Source organism: Curtobacterium sp. PvP017 (assembly GCF_054060195.1).
This window is the reverse complement of the sequence record NZ_JBSSCY010000017.1, coordinates 1-17,483: the sequence shown is the minus strand read 5'-3', so window position 1 is coordinate 17,483 and position 17,483 is coordinate 1. Positions and strand designations below refer to the sequence as shown.

General features: G+C 72.1%; 16 protein-coding genes. 7 read left to right on the top strand and 9 right to left on the bottom strand.

Going from position 1 to position 17,483, the window contains the following annotated elements; translation table 11 throughout:
* The first annotated feature begins 139 nt into the window (after positions 1 to 139).
* From ACVKXF_RS18130 to gap, 4 genes are all read left to right on the top strand, one after another.
* Positions 140 to 1,219: a type III polyketide synthase gene (locus ACVKXF_RS18130; RefSeq protein WP_456796577.1), complete on the top strand. Its 1,080-nt coding sequence runs from the start codon at positions 140 to 142 to the stop codon at positions 1,217 to 1,219.
* Positions 1,216 to 1,938: a methyltransferase domain-containing protein gene (locus ACVKXF_RS18125; RefSeq protein WP_456796576.1), complete on the top strand. Its 723-nt coding sequence runs from the start codon at positions 1,216 to 1,218 to the stop codon at positions 1,936 to 1,938. The genes ACVKXF_RS18130 and ACVKXF_RS18125 overlap by 4 nt, the downstream gene beginning before the upstream one ends.
* 52 nt (positions 1,939 to 1,990) lie before the next feature.
* Positions 1,991 to 2,941 carry a GlxA family transcriptional regulator gene (locus ACVKXF_RS18120; protein WP_456796575.1) on the top strand — a complete coding sequence of 317 codons (951 nt, stop codon included), beginning with the start codon at positions 1,991 to 1,993 and terminating at the stop codon, positions 2,939 to 2,941.
* A gap of 111 nt (positions 2,942 to 3,052) precedes the next feature.
* Positions 3,053 to 4,057 (top strand): type I glyceraldehyde-3-phosphate dehydrogenase, encoded by a 1,005-nt coding sequence (gene gap / locus ACVKXF_RS18115; protein WP_456796574.1) that lies wholly within the window; start codon positions 3,053 to 3,055, stop codon positions 4,055 to 4,057.
* Between the two features lie 169 nt (positions 4,058 to 4,226).
* Here the strand turns inward: gap and ACVKXF_RS18110 are convergent, their stop codons facing one another.
* From ACVKXF_RS18110 to ACVKXF_RS18080, 7 genes are all read right to left on the bottom strand, one after another.
* Entirely contained in the window at positions 4,227 to 5,315 is a 1,089-nt protein-coding gene (locus tag ACVKXF_RS18110) for an N-acetylglucosamine kinase (RefSeq protein WP_456796573.1), read from the bottom strand.
* On the bottom strand, positions 5,303 to 6,610 hold the full coding sequence (locus ACVKXF_RS18105; protein WP_456796572.1) for a 6-phospho-beta-glucosidase: 1,308 nt from the start codon (positions 6,608 to 6,610) through the stop codon (positions 5,303 to 5,305). The genes ACVKXF_RS18110 and ACVKXF_RS18105 overlap by 13 nt, the downstream gene beginning before the upstream one ends.
* Positions 6,611 to 6,618: 8 nt before the next feature.
* Positions 6,619 to 7,509, bottom strand: a complete 891-nt coding sequence (locus ACVKXF_RS18100; protein ID WP_123313381.1) for a carbohydrate ABC transporter permease — start codon at positions 7,507 to 7,509, stop codon at positions 6,619 to 6,621.
* Entirely contained in the window at positions 7,509 to 8,549 is a 1,041-nt protein-coding gene (locus ACVKXF_RS18095; protein ID WP_221180563.1) for a carbohydrate ABC transporter permease, read from the bottom strand. The genes ACVKXF_RS18100 and ACVKXF_RS18095 overlap by 1 nt, the downstream gene beginning before the upstream one ends.
* Positions 8,549 to 9,907: an extracellular solute-binding protein gene (locus ACVKXF_RS18090; protein ID WP_456796571.1), complete on the bottom strand. Its 1,359-nt coding sequence runs from the start codon at positions 9,905 to 9,907 to the stop codon at positions 8,549 to 8,551. The genes ACVKXF_RS18095 and ACVKXF_RS18090 overlap by 1 nt, the downstream gene beginning before the upstream one ends.
* A gap of 111 nt (positions 9,908 to 10,018) precedes the next feature.
* Complete coding sequence (locus ACVKXF_RS18085) at positions 10,019 to 11,260, bottom strand: ROK family transcriptional regulator (RefSeq protein WP_456796570.1); 1,242 nt, start codon at positions 11,258 to 11,260, stop codon at positions 10,019 to 10,021.
* 158 nt (positions 11,261 to 11,418) lie between these two features.
* Entirely contained in the window at positions 11,419 to 12,468 is a 1,050-nt protein-coding gene (locus ACVKXF_RS18080) for an alcohol dehydrogenase catalytic domain-containing protein (RefSeq protein ID WP_456796569.1), read from the bottom strand.
* Positions 12,469 to 12,547: 79 nt separating this feature from the next.
* Between ACVKXF_RS18080 and ACVKXF_RS18075 the strand changes: the two genes are divergently transcribed.
* Together ACVKXF_RS18075 and ACVKXF_RS18070 are read left to right on the top strand one after the other, a co-directional pair.
* Positions 12,548 to 13,462 (top strand): DUF3097 domain-containing protein, encoded by a 915-nt coding sequence (locus ACVKXF_RS18075; RefSeq protein ID WP_456796568.1) that lies wholly within the window; start codon positions 12,548 to 12,550, stop codon positions 13,460 to 13,462.
* 71 nt (positions 13,463 to 13,533) lie between these two features.
* Positions 13,534 to 14,187: a spermidine/putrescine ABC transporter substrate-binding protein gene (locus tag ACVKXF_RS18070; RefSeq protein ID WP_340197405.1), complete on the top strand. Its 654-nt coding sequence runs from the start codon at positions 13,534 to 13,536 to the stop codon at positions 14,185 to 14,187.
* Between the two features lie 298 nt (positions 14,188 to 14,485).
* Here ACVKXF_RS18070 and ACVKXF_RS18065 read toward each other — a convergent pair whose 3' ends face one another.
* Positions 14,486 to 15,499 carry a LacI family DNA-binding transcriptional regulator gene (locus tag ACVKXF_RS18065; protein ID WP_456796567.1) on the bottom strand — a complete coding sequence of 338 codons (1,014 nt, stop codon included), beginning with the start codon at positions 15,497 to 15,499 and terminating at the stop codon, positions 14,486 to 14,488.
* Entirely contained in the window at positions 15,496 to 15,918 is a 423-nt protein-coding gene (locus tag ACVKXF_RS18060) for a DUF3054 domain-containing protein (RefSeq protein ID WP_456796566.1), read from the bottom strand. Before ACVKXF_RS18060 ends, ACVKXF_RS18065 begins: the two co-directional genes overlap by 4 nt.
* A gap of 123 nt (positions 15,919 to 16,041) precedes the next feature.
* Here ACVKXF_RS18060 and ACVKXF_RS18055 point away from each other — a divergent pair, with 123 nt between their 5' ends.
* Positions 16,042 to 16,992: a hypothetical protein gene (locus tag ACVKXF_RS18055; protein ID WP_456796565.1), complete on the top strand. Its 951-nt coding sequence runs from the start codon at positions 16,042 to 16,044 to the stop codon at positions 16,990 to 16,992.
* Positions 16,993 to 17,483 lie beyond the last annotated feature (491 nt).

The window sequence follows — 17,483 nt, the reverse complement described above, 5'->3', positions numbered from 1 at the left end:
CGGGGCGGCGGGGGGGGGGGGGCCCGCGCCCCCCGGGGGGGGGGGGCCCGGGCGGCGGGGGGGGGGGGGGGGGCCCGGGGCCCCCCCCCCCTCCCGTCCATCCTGGGGACGCGTCAGCGACCCGGTGACAGGATGAGTCGTGTCCGCAACGATCCGCGCCATCGGAACCGCCGTCCCGGAGACGACGCTCGAGCAGGCTGCGGTGCGGGATCTCTTCGCCGCGCAGCCCGAGCTCGGTCGTCTCGGTCGGCGGCTCGTCCCCGCAGCCTTCGACGCCTCGGCGGTCGACCACCGGCACACCGTGCTGGACGAGCTCGACCGCGAACGACCTGCCGGCGCCTTCCGTGACGCGGACGGCGCCCTCCACTCGCCGTCGACCGGCACCCGCAACGACCGGTACCGCGAGCTCGCACCGGCGCTGTTCGTCGACGCCGCTCGTGACGCCCTCGACCGTGCGGACGTGGACGCCGCCTCGGTCACGCACGTCGTCACGGTGTCGTGCACGGGCTTCACGCAACCCGGTCCGGACCTGGACATCGTGACCGCGCTCGGGCTGCCGCGCGCCGTCTTCCGCCACCACATCGGGTTCATGGGCTGCTGTGCGGCGTTCCCGGCCCTGCGGATCGCCGCCGCGTTCGCCGAGGCGGACCCGGGCGCCGTCGTGCTGGTCGTCTGCGCCGAACTCTGCACCCTGCACGTCCGCGCGAGCGACGACCCCGACCAGATCGTCGCCAACAGCGTCTTCGGCGACGGCGCCGCGGCCGCCGTCGTCACCGCCGACGGTCCCGGCCTGCGCCTCGACGCGTTCGCCACCGCCGTCGTGCCCGAGAGCGCCGGCGAGATGGCGTGGAACATCGGCGACGAGGGCTTCGAGATGGTCCTGAGCACCGCCGTGCCCAAGCTCGTCGGCACGAGCGTCGCCGAAGCCGTCGCGTCGCTGCTCGACGGTCCCGCCGCCGACGTGCCGGTGTGGGCCGTGCACCCTGGCGGCCGCGCGATCCTCGACCGGACCCAGCAGGCGCTCGACCTGCCGGACGCGGCGATCGCTGCGAGCCGCACGGTCCTGCGCGACCACGGGAACATGTCGAGTGCGACCGTGCTGTTCGTGCTCCGCGAAGCCGTCGACGCCGGCGTCCCGGACGGGGCACCCGTGGTGGCGCTCGCCTTCGGCCCCGGACTCACCGTCGAGAGCGCGCGGCTGACCATGGTGCGCACGTGAGCCGTCCCGACGGCGGCTCCACGGGCCTCCCGGTCCTCGACCTGCGCACCCGTGCGCTCGACCTGACCGAGCTCATGGACGACCCGGACTGCGATCCGCACGCGCTGGCGCGCACCTTCCGGCGGTTCGCGCTCGTCAACGCCCTGGTGAGCGGGTGGCGATCGGCGTGGCGGACGCACGTCGTGCCGGCCCTGCCGGTCACCGGCCGCGGACGGGTGCTCGACCTCGGGTGCGGTGGCGGCGACCTGGCACGGGCCGTCGTGCGGTGGGCGGCGAGCGACGGGTTCGACGTCGAGGTCGTCGGGGTCGACCCGGACCCGCGGGCGATCGAGGCCGCGAACCGACGGGCACCGCGGGGCGTCAGCTTCCGGCAGCAGTCGAGCGGTGACCTGGTGGCGGCGGGGGAGCGGTTCGACGTCGTCGTGTCGAACCACGTGCTGCACCACCTGGGAGACGACGAGCGGACGGGCTTCCTCGCCGACTCCGCTGCGTTGGCGTCGGGCCGCAGCGTGCACTCGGACATCCGTCGGTCGCGGGAGGCCTACCGCGCCTACGCGCTGGCGTCGCCGTTGGTGTCCGCTGGGACCTTCGTCCGGGTCGACGGTCTGCGGTCGATCCGCCGGTCCTTCACCCTGGCGGAGCTGCGGGACACGTTGCCGAGCGGGTGGCGGGCGGAACGGGCATCGCCGCACCGGGTGCTGGCGGTCCGCGACGCCTGACGCGCAGGGCGGCTCCGCCAGCCGGGCGATCGCGTCCGCTAGCGTCGACGGCATGGCTGCGTCCGCACTGCACCGCGTCGCGGTCCTCGTGCTCGACGGCGCGAAACCGCTCGACGTCGGGATCCCCGCGCAGGTGTTCTCGAACCGGCCGAGCATGCCCTACGAGGTGCGGGTGTGCGGGCCCCGGGCCGGTCGGATCACCGGCGGCGACGGGCTGGCCTACGCGGTCGACCACGGGCTGGAGGCACTGGACTGGGCCGAGACCGTCTTCGTGCCCGGCTACCGCCGACCGTCGGACTCGGCGCCGCCGGCCGACGTCGTCGCGGCACTGGCGCGGGCGCACGACCGCGGCGTCCGCATCGCGGCGATCTCCACCGGGGCGTTCGCGCTCGCGGCCGCCGGGCTGCTCGACGGACGCCGGGCGACGACGCACTGGCACTACACGCGGGTGCTCCGTGAGCGGTACCCCGAGGTGGACGTCGACGAGGACGTGCTGTTCGTCGACGCGGGCTCGGTGCTGACCAGCGCTGGAGCCGCGAGCGGGATCGACCTGTGCCTGCACATCGTCCGGCAGGACCACGGCGTGGCGCTGTCGAACCACGTCGCCCGACGGCTCGTCAGCGCCCCGTACCGCAGCGGCGGCCAGGCCCAGTACGTGCCCCGCAGCGTGCCCGAGCCGCTCGGGGACGTGTTCGCGGACACCCGGGAGTGGGCGCTCCGGCACCTCGCCGAGCCGCTGACGCTCGAGGCGCTCGCACGGAACGCCACGGTGTCGGCACGGACGTTCTCGCGCCGGTTCGTGGAGGACACCGGGTACACGCCGATGCAGTGGGTGCTGCGGGCGCGCGTGGACCTCGCCCGGGAACTCCTGGAGCAGTCGGACCTCGGCATCGACCAGGTGGCCGATCGGGCGGGCCTCGGCTCCGACGCGAACCTGCGGACGCACTTCCGGCGGATCCTCGGGACGTCGCCCACCGAGTACCGACGGACGTTCCAGGACTGACCGCGCCGTCGCGGCCGTGGTGGCGACATCCTTTCGAACGCTGGCTTCCCTGCCACTGGAGCCGTGCCTCCCGGCCCGTGAGCATGGAGCACGGAACGAAAGGAACCCCACATGACCCGCATCGCCATCAACGGCTTCGGCCGCATCGGCCGCAACACGCTCCGCGCCCTGCTCGCACGGGGCGGCGACGACCTCGAGGTCGTCGCCGTCAACGACCTGACCGCCCCCGACACGCTCGCGCACCTGTTCCGGTACGACTCCGCACTCGGCCCGTTCGACGGCACCGTCGAGGTCGACGGGGACACGCTCGTCATCGACGGCCGCCGTGTCCGCGTCCTGGCCTCGCGTGAGCCGTCGGAGCTCCCGTGGGGCGACCTCGGTGTCGAGGTCGTGCTCGAGTCGACCGGCCGGTTCACCGCGCGCGACGCAGCGGCGGGACACCTGACCGCGGGAGCCCGTCGCGTCCTCATCAGTGCACCCGCAACGGGCGCGGACGCCACCATCGCGTACGGCGTGAACACGGACTCGTTCGACCCGGCCGCGCACACGGTGATCTCGAACGCGTCGTGCACGACCAACGCGCTCGCACCCCTGGCGTCGGTGCTCGACGACCTGGCGGGGATCGAGCACGGGTTCATGACCACCGTGCACGCGTACACGCAGGAGCAGAACCTGCAGGACGGGCCGCACCGGGACCTGCGTCGGGCACGCGCCGCCGGGGTGAACATCGTGCCGACGGCGACCGGGGCCGCCAAGGCCATCGGGCTGGTGCTGCCGCGGCTTGAGGGCAAGTTGTCCGGTGACGCCATCCGCGTGCCGGTGCCCGTCGGGTCGATCGTCGAACTGAACACCGTCGTCTCGCGGGACGTGACCGTGGACGAGGTCAACGAGGCCTACCGGGCGGCAGCCGCCGGGCCGCTCGCCGGGGTCCTGGCGTTCACCGTGGACCCGCTCGTGTCGACGGACATCACGGGGCGGCCCGAGTCGAGCGTCTTCGACTCGCTGCTCACCCGCGTCGACGAGGGCCGGCACGTGAAGGTCGTCGCCTGGTACGACAACGAGTGGGGCTTCTCGAACCGCGTCGTCGACACGCTCGGGATGCTGGCGCGCGCGTAGGGCGGTGCCGCCCGCGGGCGGGCGGGCGGGCGCGCGGTCTGTGCCGCGAGAGCGACAGTCTGCCGCGAATGTTCGGCGGCAGACTGTCGCTTTCGCGAGGGGACCGCGCAGCGCCCCGGCCGGTCGCAGCACTCCGGCCGGTCGCAGCACTCCGGCCGGTCGCAGCGCGTCAGTGGATCAGCGCGGTCGTGCTCGCGAACGCGCGGGAGCGCACGGCGACGCGGTACCGCTCGAGCGCGGCGTCGTCGGCACCGACCGACTCCAGCGCCGCCAAGCCCGCACCGAGCACCGGGGGATCGGTGACCCAGGTCGGCACCGCTCCGGGGACACGGGCAGCGAGCCCGTCGACGACACCGTCCACGAGCAACGGGTGGCGAGCAGCGAGCACCCCACCGCCGAGCACGACGGGTACCGGCTCGGCCGCCGAACCGCCGAGGCCCAACCGCTCGAGTGCGACCGCGGCGAGCAGGACGATCTCCTCCGCCTGACGCGCCACGACGCTCCGGGCCACGACGTCGCCGGCTCCGGCCACCTCGAACAGCACCGGGCAGAGCCGGTTGAACACGCGCTGGTCGAGGCGTCCGAAGTGGATGGCCTCGGTGACCTCGCGGACGCTGCGGAGGCCGACCGCCGCCGGCACCGCGTCGACCAGCGCCGTCGCCGGACCGCGGCCGTCGTCGGCCCGGGCCGCGTGCCAGAGCGCCCGGTTGCCGAGCCACGCACCACCGCCCCAGTCACCGGAGACGTCGCCGATGGCCGGGAACCGTGCGGTCGTGCCGTCGGCCCGCACCGCGAGGGCGTTGATCCCGGTGCCGCACACCACGGCCGCCGCGTCGGGGGACAGGGTGCCGGCCCGCAGCAATGCGAACAGGTCGTTGTCCAGGACGTGCGGCTCGCCGCCGTCCTCGGCCCAGTGCGCGAGGGCCGCGGTCGCCGCGACGAGCTCGTCGTGCAGGTCGAGTCCGGCCAGGTACACGTGCGTCGTGCGGATGCGCCGGTCGCCCAGCTCACCCACCACCCGTGCACGGACGTCGTCGAGGATCGGCCCGGCGAGGTCCCACCCGCGGGTCTGCGGGTTCGAGCCCGGACCGCGCGCGTGCCCGACGATCGTCCCGTCGAGCGCGATCGCGACGACGTCCGTCTTGCTCCCGCCACCGTCGACGGCGAGCACGACGTCGGTCGCGTCCGGTGGGACCGGAGCGGGCGGACGGGAGGCTCGCGCCGGGCCCGCCTCGCCGGTCCGGCTCAGCCCGCCCACGTCACCTGCTCCGATCGCGCCCACGGGATGTGTTCCGCGTTCGCGGCCAGGAGCAGGTCGGTGAGCTTCTCCGCCTTGTCGACCTGCCCCACGAGCGGGTGCGCCCACATCGCGCGGAGCACCCGGTCGCGGCCGCCGTGCACCGCGGCGTCGAGCGCGAGGCGCTCGTACCCGGCGACGTGCGACACGAGACCGACCATGTCCGGGGCGAGTGGGGAGACCGGAAGCGGCGTGATGGCCTGGCGGGTGACGCGGGACGGCACCTCGATGACGTGGTCGTCCGGCAGGAACGGGAACGTGCCGTCGTTGCGCACGTTGAGCACCTGTACGTCGCCGCGGTCGCCGAGGATCGAGGACAGCACGTCGATCGCCGCCTCGGAGTAGTAGGCGCCACCGCGCTGCTCGAGTTCGGCGGGCTTCGTCACGACGGACTCGTCGGCGTACTTCGCGAGCAGGGCACGCTCGGTCTCCATGACGGCCTCGGCGCGGGTGGGTTCGTGCAGCTGCTCCTGCAGCACGATGTCGTGGCTGTAGAAGTACCGCAGGTAGTACGAGGGGATCGCGTGCTGCAGGCGCAGGAGGTCCGGGTGCATGTGCACGCTGTCCGCCGTCCGGTCGAGGGCGCCGTCCGACTCGGCGAGCAGGTCCGACATCACGTCGCGTTCGACGCCGTCCGCGCCCGTGACGTGGACGCCGCGCTCCCACGTCAGGTGGTTCAGGCCGACGTGGTCGAGTCGCACGTGGTCGGGGGCGACGCCGAACTCCTTCGCGAAGCGTCGCTGGAACCCGATCGCGACGTTGCACAGGCCGACGGCGCGGTGCCCGGCTTCGAGCAGGGCGCGGGTGACGATGCCGACGGGGTTGGTGAAGTCGACGATCCAGGCGTCCGGCTTGGCGTGCTTGCGGACGAGTTCGGCGTACTCCAGCACCACGGGCACGGTGCGGAGCGCCTTCGCGAAGCCGCCGGGACCGGTGGTCTCCTGCCCGATGCAGCAGGCTTCGTGCGGCCACGTCTCGTCCTGTTGCCGTGCGGCCTGCCCGCCGATGCGGAGCTGGAACATGACGGCATCGGCGTCGGTGACCCCGGCGACGACGTCGTCGGTGACGTGGATCGTGCCCGGGTGCCCGGCGTGCGCGAACATCCGCCTGGCGACGCCGCCGACGAGTTCGCGGCGCACCGGGTCGGGGTCGACGAGCCAGAGCTCGTCGATGGGGAGCTGGTCGCGGAGCCGGGCGAAGCCGTCCACGAGTTCGGGGGTGTAGGTGGATCCGCCACCGACGACTGTGAGTTTCACTGGAGCTGCTATCCCTTCACGCCGGTGAGCGCGATGCCCTCGACGAATGCCTTCTGTGCGAAGAAGAAGATGATGACGACGGGGACCATGACGACGACGGTCATCGCCATCGTCATCGACCAGTCGGTGCCGTGCTGTCCGCGGAACGTGGCGAGCCCGTACGCCACCGGCCAGGCGGCCTGGTTCTCGGACGCGTACAGGAGCGGGCCGTAGTAGTCGTTCCACGAGTGGAAGAACATGAAGATCGCCGCCGACGCGATGCCCGGGCGGGCCATCGGGACGACCACGCGCCAGAGCACGCCCCACTCGCTGCAGCCGTCCATGCGGGCGGCGTCGCCGTACTCCTTCGGGATGGTCATGAAGAACTGGCGGAGCAGGAAGATGCTGAACGCGTCGCCGAGCAGGTTCGGCAGGATGAGCGGCCACAGGGTGCCGGTCAGGTGCAGGTGCGACCACATCACGTAGACCGGCACCGCGGTGACCTGCGGGGGCAGGAGCATCGCGACGATGATCACCGTGAAGATGAGGTTCGCGCCCCTGAACTTGATCTGGGCGAGCGCGTACGCCGCCGGTACCGAGCTGACGAGCATGAACGCGGTGGCGAGGACGGCGTACATCGACGAGTTGCCGAACCACTGCGTGAGCGGCAGTTCGGTGAACACCCGCGCGTAGTTCGAGAAGTCGAGCGGCCGGGGAACGATCGACGCCGTGAGTGCCTGGTTGCTCGACATCAGCGAGGTCAGGACCACGAACACGATCGGGGCGATGGTCAGCACGCCGAGGGCCACCAGGGCAGCGTGCTCGGCGATCCAGACCAGGGTGCGACCACGCGGCCTGCCGGTGCGGGGAGCTGGACCCCGTGGCGCCCGGGCGAGCGGGGACTGGGAGACGGCGGTCATCAGGACTCCTCGGGACGGAAGACGGAGATGCGGCGCATCGTGAAGACGAGCACCACCGCGGTGATCACGAACAGGACCACGGCCATGGCGGACGCGTAGCCGAACTGGAAGTTCGCGAACCCGTGCTGGTAGAGCAGCTCGGTGTACGTGAGCAGCGACGTGCCCGGGTAGCCGAGCTGGGCGGCGGTCCCGCCACCGATCGTCGCCTTGCCGGACGCGACCCCGGACGCCACCGCGGCCTCGGTGAAGTACTGCAGGGCCGCGATCACCCCCGTCACGGCGGCGAAGCCGATCACCGGGGCGATCGTCGGCAGCGTGATGTGCCGGACCTGCTGGACGCCGTTCGCGCCGTCGAGCGACGCGGCCTCGTACAGGTCGCGCGGCACGTCGAGCAGGGACGCCAGGAAGATGATCATGATGTCGCCCATCACCCAGACGCCCAGGATCACGAGCGACGGCTTCGACCACGCCGGGTCGTTGAACCAGAGCGGGCCGTCGATGCCGAAGACCCGCAGGATCTGGTTCACCGGCCCGGTGCCCGGGTTGAACAGGAACACGAACGCCACGACGCTCGCGACCGGCGGGACCAGCGCGGGCAGGTAGAAGAGCGTCCGCCAGAAGCCCGTGGCGGTGCGGGCCCGTGAGAGCAGCCCGGCCACCAGCAGCCCGCACACGATCCGGACCGGCACCAGGATGACGACGAACCACAGCGTGTTGACGACCGCGGGGCCGATCTGCGGGTCCTGCGTGAACAGGAACCTGTAGTTCAGCAGCCCGACGAACTCGGGCTCCTGCAGCTGGTTGTAGCGCGTGAACGAGTAGAAGATCGACGCGACGAGTGGGTAGGCGAAGAAGATCACCAGGCCCGCCAGGGCCGGCGCGAGCATCGTCAGGGCGACGAGTCGGCGTCGGGACTCGGCGGAGCGGGGCCGACGTCGCGGAGCCGTCGGGGGCACCGGACCGGACCCCGTCGAGCCCGTGGGCCGGGCGGCGCGGGCGAGCCGCGCCTCCCGGCCGGTCGTCTTGGTGGTGACGCTCATCACGGACCAGCCAGCTGGTTGGCGTTGTCGATGTCCGAGTCGAGCTTCTCGAGCTTGGCGTCGAGGTCGCCGCCCTTCTGCTGGTACGCCTGCCAGAACTTCGTGAAGGTGCCGATGTAGGCGGCGCCGTCGGCGGTGCCGGGCGAGGTCATGGTGTCCGCGTTGCCCGCGACGTCGACGAAGGTCTTGTAGTTCTCGTCGACCTCGAGGTCGGGGGACTCCAGCGCCGAGGTGAGCGTCGGGATGTTCTTCAGTCCGTTGCCCAGCGTGACCTGTGCGTCGGTGTTCGTCGACAGGTACTTCAGGAGTGCCCACGACAGCTCCGGGTTCTTGGAGCCCTTCGCGATGCCCGCGACGTTGCCCGCGATGTACGTCGAGCCGTAGTTGCCGAGGCCGTCCATCACCGGGGTCGGCGACGTGCCGTAGTCCAGGTCCGGCTTCTGGGCCTTGATGAACGCCGTGCGGTACTCGCCGTCGATCTGCATCGCGACCTGCCCGGTCTGGAACGCGTTGTCCGCGGCGAACTCCTGCCCGAGGCCGGACGTGAAGGCCTTGAGCTTGTCGTAGCCGATCTCGTCGACGAAGCCCTTCTGCCAGGTGATGAGCTGCTTCCACGCGTCGGACGTGCCGATCACGCTGTTGCCGTCCTCGTCCAACCACGAGCCGTCGACCATCGGCGCCCAGTGCTCGGGGGAGTTCTCGTAGAAGTCGATGAGCGGGTTGAAGCCGAGCTGCTTGATCGAGCCGTCGGCGTTGTACGTCGTCAGCTTCAGCGCGTCGGTCTTGAGCTCGTCGAGCGTCTTCGGCGGGGAGTCGATCCCGGCCTTCTCGAGCAGCGGCTTGTTGTACATGAGCGCACTGACGTCGGCGAGGGCAGGCAGCGTGCACCGGGTGCCCTTGTACTGCGTGTACGACTGCACGGCCTTCGGGATGTCCGACAGGTCGACCTTGTCACGCTTGATGTAGGGCGAGAGGTCACGGAAGGCACCAGAGGAGCAGAAGCTGCCCACGATGGCGGTCGAGTACGACAGGCCCACGTCGATGTTCTGGCCGGACGAGATCGCCTTCTGCAGCTTCTCGTCGTCCTGGCCGGCGTGGATGTCGACGGTGACGTCGGGGTTGGCCTTCTCGAAGCCCTCGACGGCGGTCTTCACCACGCCGGCTTCACGGCCGGTGAAGAAGTGCCACAGGGACACGGTGCCCTTGAGTTCCTTCGGGGCGCTCTTCTCGATCGAGTCGGCGCTGCTGCCGGAGCTGCAGCCGGCGACGACGAGGGCGCCGACGGCGGCGACGGCCGTGGCGGTGGCGATGCGGCGGAACGCCCGGCGGCGCGGGACGTTCGGTTCGGGGAGGGACAAGGCGGTACTCGCTCTCTGGTCTCGCTCCGGCGCGCCGAGGATTCCGGGCGCGACGAAGAGCCCTGTGACAGGGCTGGGTGATGGTGCCTCGAGTGGTGCGGGTGGAACGGTTCAGGGGCGCTCGGCGGGGTCCGGCGTCGGGGCATCGTCACTGATGCGCTCGAGCCGGTCCGCGAGCGCGGCGCGGACGACGTCGATCAGGACGTGTCGCGCACCGTGCAGGACGGGGGTGTCGAAGACGCCGGGAGCGACCACGGCGGTGGACCAGCGTGAGCGGGTCCGGAGCCAGGCGGTCACGGCGGCGGCCAGGGCGGGCCCACCGGCGATCCCGGTCGGGCCGTGCAGCACGACCGTCTCGGGATCGGCCACGGCGAGAGCGGGGAGCACGTTGTGCCCGACGCGCTCGCCGAGGGCGACGGTGAAGGGGTGCTGCTCGGGCAGGCCGGGCAGCTGCGGGAGCACCTGGCGCCAGTCGGCTGCGGTGCCGTCCGGTGCCGTGATCCCGTGCTCGGCGGCCAGGGCGATGATCGCGGGCTCGGAGATGAGGTCCGCGACGATCGTGGCCGTCGGGTCGATGGAGCGTGCGTCGGCAGGCACGCTGAGGTAGCCGATCTCACCCGCGGCACCGGACGCGCCGGTGTGCAGGTGGCCGTGCAGGTCGAGGGCCATGCCGAGGCCCTCGGCCATCCAGAAGAGCGCGAACGACCCGGGAGCCCGACCGGCCCCCATGTTGCGTTCGGCGATGGCGGCGAGGTTGGCGTCGTTCTCGACGACCACGTGGACCCCGAGGTCGGCGGACAGGGTCGCGCTCACCTGCTCGCGGGGCCAGCCGGGCAGGCCGTCGGTGAAGATCAGGGTGTCGGTGGCGTGGTCGACACTCGCCTGCACGCCCACCGCGACGGCGGTGACGAGCTCGGGGTCCACACCGGCCGCGGCGGCTGCGCGGGAGATCGCGGCGGCGACGATGTCGGCGCCGGGGGAGCGCACCTCGGCCTCGGACATCCGGTGCGTGGCGACCGGGAAGGTGCGACCAGCGGCGTCCACCACGGTCGACCGGACGTCGACGAGCTGTACGTCGACCGCGACCCCGAGGTCGCGGTCGGTGATGGCTTCGTACACGACGGCGCTCGGCCCGCGGCGTCCGGCCTGGGTGTCGGTGCCGGCCTGGCGGATGAGGTCGGCCGACTCGAGCCGGCGGATGATCTCGGCGGCGGTGGGCTTGCTGAGGCCGGTGCGCTGTGCGATCTCGTTGCGGGTGAGCGGGCCGTCGTCGAGCAGCAGCTCGAGCGCTGCGCGGTCGTTCAGGACGCGCAGCAGCCCGGGCTGGCCGGGGGTGCGTCCTCGAGTGGTCATGTCGAGGACTGTAACGGACAACCTTCTTTACTGAAAGGTTTGTTTACCGATTCGAAACACGCGTTCTGCTGCGCGAAACGTGCCACCCGTCGGATGCATGCCGGGCGCGCGGCCGACGCGCGCCCGACGCCCGCCGGACGCCGGCTGGCGACCGGCGCCTACGGCCGCAGCAGCACCTTGATCGCCCGACGTTCGTCCATCGCCCGGTACGCCTCGGCGGTCTCGTCGAGCGGCAGTTCGAGGTCGAACACCCGGCCCGGGTCGATCGCACCCGACAGGACGTCGGGGAGCAGCTCCGGGATGTACTTCCGGGCCGGCGCCATCCCGCCCGCGATCGCGATGTTCGTGTCGAAGAGGTACCGGGTGCCGATCGTCGGCACGCCGTGCGGCACCCCGACGAAACCGAGGTTGCCGCCCGCACGCACCGAGTGCAGCGCCTGGTCCATGCTCTCCTCGGTGCCGACGGCCTCGACCGCGCAGTCGGCCAGGTCGCCGCCGAGCAGGTCGCGGATCGCCGCGACGCCCTCCTCGCCACGGGAAGCCACGATGTCCGTCGCGCCGAACTCGCGAGCGAGCGCCTGGCGGTCGGCGTGCCGGCTCATCGCGATGATGCGCTCGGCGCCCAGTCGCTTCGACGCGAGCACGGCGGACAGGCCGACCGCGCCGTCGCCGACCACGACGACGGTCTTGCCGGGGCCGACCGCTGCCGACACCGCGGCGTGGTGCCCGGTGGAGAAGACGTCGGACAGGGTCAGCAGGGACGGCACGAGTGCGGGGTCGACCGGGCCGGGGACCGCGACGAGCGTTGCGGACGCGTCCGGGATGCGGACGTACTCGGCCTGGGCGCCGCCGACCGGGTCGCCGTACGCGTCCTTCCCGCCGAAGCCGGACAGGTGGTCGCAGCCACTGGTCATGCCGTGGCGGCAGGCCTGGCAGGTGCCGTCGTTCATGGTGAAGGGGGAGATGACGAAGTCGCCCTCGTGCAGGTCGGTGACCTGGTCCCCGACGGCGACGACCTCGCCGACGAGTTCGTGCCCGATCGGCCGTGGCCGCTTCGTCTCGGTCACGCCACGGTAGGGCCAGAGGTCGGAACCGCACACGCACGCCGCGACGACCTTGACGACGACGTCCTTCGGGGTCAGGACCGAGGGGCGGTCGCGCTCCTCGACGCGGATGTCGTTCGGGGCGTGGATGATCGCTGCGCGCACGGGAGGCCTTCCGTCGAGATGGTGGGGAGTCGGCGCGGTCGACGTCGTCCGGGCCGACGTCGACAGTACCCTCGTGCGGGTGGACGACGACCGGTACGGCGGGGACGTGCTCTCGGGAGACTGGCGCTCCCGCGGAGTGAAGAAGGTGCGGCAGGTGCCGCTCGAACGCGACATGGTGCTCGAGGACCCGGACTCCGGGTGGGCTGGTGCCGTCGTGGGGCTCGAAGCGGGCAACATCGCGCTCGAGGACTGGAAGGGCCGCACCCGCTCGTTCCCGTTCACCGGGCAGTTCCTGCTCGAGGGCGAGCTCGTCACGCTGGGCCGTCCGCAGGCGCCGGTCGGCCGGTCTGCCGCAGCTGCACCACCGGACAGGAGGCCCGGGGCGGCTCCGGCGGTCAAGTACGCCTCCGACGGCGGTCGCCTCCGCACCGCCTCCGGATCGTTCGCAGTGGAGTCGCAGCGAGCTCGGGTGGCCCTGCCCTCCCGCATCATGGTCGAGGGCAAGCACGACGCCGAGCTCGTCGAGAAGGTCTGGGGAGCGGACCTGCGCGTCGAGGGCGTCGTCGTCGAGGAGCTCTCCGGCGTCGACAACCTGGCCGACGTCCTCGACGAGTTCCAGCCGACGCGCGACCGTCGCGTCGGCGTGCTCGTCGACCACCTCGTGCCCGGGTCGAAGGAGTCCCGCTTCGCCGACGCCGTGATGCGCGGCAAGTGGGGAGCGCACGTGCTCGTCGTCGGCCACCCGTTCGTCGACGTCTGGCAGTCCGTGAAGCCGGCCCGCGTCGGACTGCAGGCGTGGCCGACGATCCCGCGGTCGATCGAGTGGAAGAAGGGCATCTGCCAGGCGCTCGGGTGGCCGCACGCCGAGCAGGCCGACATCGCCCGGGCATGGCAGCGGATCCTCGGGCAGGTGCGCACCTTCGCCGATCTCGAGCCGCAGCTGCTCGGCCGCGTCGAGGAGCTCATCGACTTCGTGACGGAACCGAAGGCCTGAGAACCCGGCCGTTCTGGCCAGGCGCGCGGAATGAGCGGGTGATCCGCGCCTCCGCTCCGTATCGTTGGGGCATGGACGGCATCGACGGACGCGTGCGGGGCGCGGTCGACCTGTGGCTGCGCTGGTTGCCGCGCTGGCAGATCGGGACCGCCCGCCCGCGCACGCGCATCTGCCGGAAGTGCACCGGGTCCCCGATCGCCGCGGCCGCGGGGTTCGGGCCCGACGTGCCGCACGCCGTCCAGCACGCGCTGATCGGGCGGATCTCGACGATCGTCGAGGACGCCGTCGACGAGTACACGGCCAAGAACCTGCCCCTGCTGCAGCGTGAGCTCGAGCGGGCCGCCGCGAGGAAGCGGCACGCGGGGTACCAGCCGGCCGAGGGGCTGTCGCCGGAGTTCCAGGGCCTGGATGTGGACCCGGAGCCGTCGCCGGGGTCACCGTTCCTGTTCACGCTCGGCGAGCTGGCCGGCACCGGCGCGGGGGAACAGACGCCGCGCGAGCCGTTGTCCGACGAGGCCAAGGCCGCGCTCCGGCACGAGATCGAGTTGTCCGACGAGTGCGCCCGCTCGACCGGCACCGCGGTCTGCCTGGCCCTCATCGACCACCGGCCGCGCATCGCCGAGGCCGTCGAGCGCCTGGTGGAGCCGCAGATCGAGGCGCTCGTGTCGGACATGTTCCGCGGGTTCGACGGTCCGGACGAGGGGCCGCGCTCGGGCTTGTTCTGAGGCGCGGGGTGGGGGCGGACGTTCGGTGCGAGGCGGCGTGGTGGCGGGGCGGCGTGGTGGCGGCGAAGCCCGCACCGCGCGGAGTCCGTCGGTCCGTGCGAGGTTGCCCGCTCGGTGCGCCCTTGTGACGCCGCACCGAGCCGCCACTGCTGCACGGTCCGGCGAAGCTCGCACCGTGCAGAACTCGGGAACCTCGCTCGGGGCCGCGAAGCTGGCACCGTCCATCCGAGGCTGCACCGTGCGTGTCTCGCTGAACCTGCACGGGGCGGCGAAGCTCGCACCGTGCGCGGTGCGTCGCTCAGCGGGGGAGCAGCGTGCGACCGGGCACGACCGTGCCCCGCAGTGAGCGGTGCTCGACGGCCCGCGTCGGGTCGTCGATCCGGCCGATGACCAGGTCGATCGCCTCGCGGCCGATGCGCTCGATGGGTTGCTGGAGGGTCGTGAACCCGATCCAGTCGCTCGCGAGGGGGTACACGCCGTCGAACCCGGTGACCGACAGATCGTGCGGGACCCGGACACCGCGGCGTGCGAGCGCCTCGCACACGTCGAGCATGAGCCGGTCGGTCGGGCACATCACCGCGGTGACGCCCGACTCGCGCATCGCGTCGACCAGGTCGGCGGCGAGGTCGTCCGGCTGGCGCACGAAACTGGCATCGATGTCGATCACCCGCGTGCCTCGAGCCCGGAGTCGCTCGACCATCGCCGACGATCGCGCGTGCTGGGTGATCGCGTTGTCGATCGGGACGGTGAGCACCACGACCGTGCTGTGGCCGGCGTCGGCGACGGCGTTCGCGATGGTCGCACCACCGTCGACCTCGTCGCAGTAGACGCTCGAGAGTGCCGGGTGCAGCTCGGGCCGACCGGCGACGACGGTGGCGATGCGTGGTGCGAACTCGGCGATGTCGGCGGACGGCATGAGGCCGCTGCACACGACCAGTCCGTCGACGCGCATCGAGACGAGGGCCGCGAGGGCGGACTTCTCGTCCTCGACCCGGCCGACGCCCGTCGTGGTGACGACCCGGTAACCGAGCTCGGATGCGCGGCGCTCCATCACGGCGTGCAGGGCGGTGTAGACCATCGACGAGGCGTCGCGCACGAGCATGCCGATGGTGTGCGTCCGACCGCTGACGAGTCCGCGCGCCATGGCGTTCGCGACGTACCCGAGTTCGGCTGCTGCGCGTTCGACGCGCTCACGGGTCTCGTCCGAGAACCGCCCCGTGCCCGAGAGGACCCGGCTCACCGCCGACTTCGAGACTCCCGCACGTGCGGCGACGTCGAGGATGGTCGGTTGGGAACCGCGGCTGCCGTTCACGCGTCGGTCGCTGCAGCGTTCTGCCGGGAGCGGGAGCCAGCGATGCGGAGCACACCGCGGGCGATCGCGCGCCAGCCGAGCAGGAACACCCCGAGCACGATCGTCGCGACGATGACGAACGAGATCGGCAGCGGATTGCCGTCGACGTCGCCCTGGCCGGTGGCGACACGGATCGCCAGACCGACGAAGACCGTGAGGATCCAGACCATGACGCCGGTCGGCCAGAAGCGCAGCGGCCGGGCCCAGGCTCCGCTCGTCACGTACCCGATCGCCCAGCCCGCCAGGAACGGGTACGCGGTGGTCCAGAGTGCCAGCGCCGTGTTGGCTTCACCGTGCGACGAACGCCCGATGAGTGCGAAGACGACGATGAGCACGACGTCGATGACCGCTGCGAGCCAACCCCAGGTGCGTGTGTTCACCCGGACAGTCTCGCAGCCTCCGGTGGTGGGACTCATCCCTCCACATGGCAAGAGTGCGGTGATCCGTCCACAGGGCTCGAGTCCGGAGCTGCGGTCGTCCGGTGGGTTCTCGACCATCGGGACATGTCGATGAACCTGAAGCTCGCACCGGTCCCCGAAGTCCTCACGTACCGAACATCAGCGCAACGGCCGGACGAGTCCGACGCCATCAGACGACGGGCGGCGGCAGGAGAGCTCACCCGGGTCGCACGCGGTCTGTACGCGGAGGCCGCCGGATGGGCAGCACTCCGAACCACCGAGCAGCACCACGTCCGCGTGCGCTCGTTCGCCGATCGCATCCGGCCAGGAGACCTGGTGTCCCACGTGTCCGCGGCCGTGGTGTTCGGCGTGCCGCTCCTCACCCCTCCACCGACGCGGATCCACGTGACCTCGGGCGGCGCCGACCGGCGTACCACGAACGCGACCTTCATCGTGCACGCGGACCTCGACCCCGATCGGAACCGAAGAGCAGTGACGACACCGGACGGGTTGGTGCTGTGCGGGCTGGACCGGCTGGCGACGGACCTCGCGCTCACGCTGCCCTTCAGCGACGCGGTCGTCGCCCTCGACTCGCTCCTCGGCCGTGCGGTCGAGCGGGACCTGGTCCGGTCGGCTGTCGAGCGGCGAGGGCAGAAGGGCCGGCGGCGAGCACTGCGGGCCGTCGACTTCGCCGATGCCGCATCGGACTCACCGGGGGAGTCCTACGCCCGCGCCCGGTTCGACCAGTTCGGCACGCCGCCACCTGTCCTCCAACACCGGTTCCGGACGGCGGGCGAGCCCGACATCGTCGTGGACTTCTGGTTCCCGGAGTCCGGGGTGGTGGTGGAGTTCGACGGTGCCGTGAAGTACCAGCGCAGTGAGTACCTGCGCGGGCGCACCCCGGAGGAAGCGCTGATCGACGAGAAGATCCGGGAGGACCGTCTCCGCGCGTTCCCCGAGGTCCGGATCGTGCTCCGGCTGACCTGGTCCGACCTGCGGAACGAATGGACCCTGCGAACGAAGCTCCGTCAGGCTGGCGTGCGGATGTCGCGCTGAGACCGCCCGAGATCGCACCGTGCGGCGTTGTTCCGGCGTTGCGCACGGCGCACGGTGCGAAGTCGCGCGGTCGGGAAAGGGAAGTCAGCACGGTGCGAGGTCATCCGTGGGTCCGGCTGACTTCGCACCGTGCGCCTTTCGTCGGTCGGGGGTGTGTTGCCCGCTTGGTGCGAGCTTGTAGGTGGGCACGGAGCGGGCAACCTCGCACCAGGTGGCGAGGTCGGCACGGTGCGGGCGTGACGCCGACGCCGCCGACGCCGACCTCGCACCAGAGCGAGCCCCGACCCCGCACCCCGACCCCGCACCCCGCACCCCGGAGTTCACCCGACGGCGACGCCCGCGGCACCCGGCGTTCACCCGGCAGCGCCACACTCGACCCCGGTGCGGGGACGGTGCCCCCCGACCCCCCCCCCCCGCGCCCCCCCCCCCCGCCCCCCCCCCCCCCCGCGGCGCGACGCCGGGGACACCGCCGGGGCGCCCCCCGCGCCCCC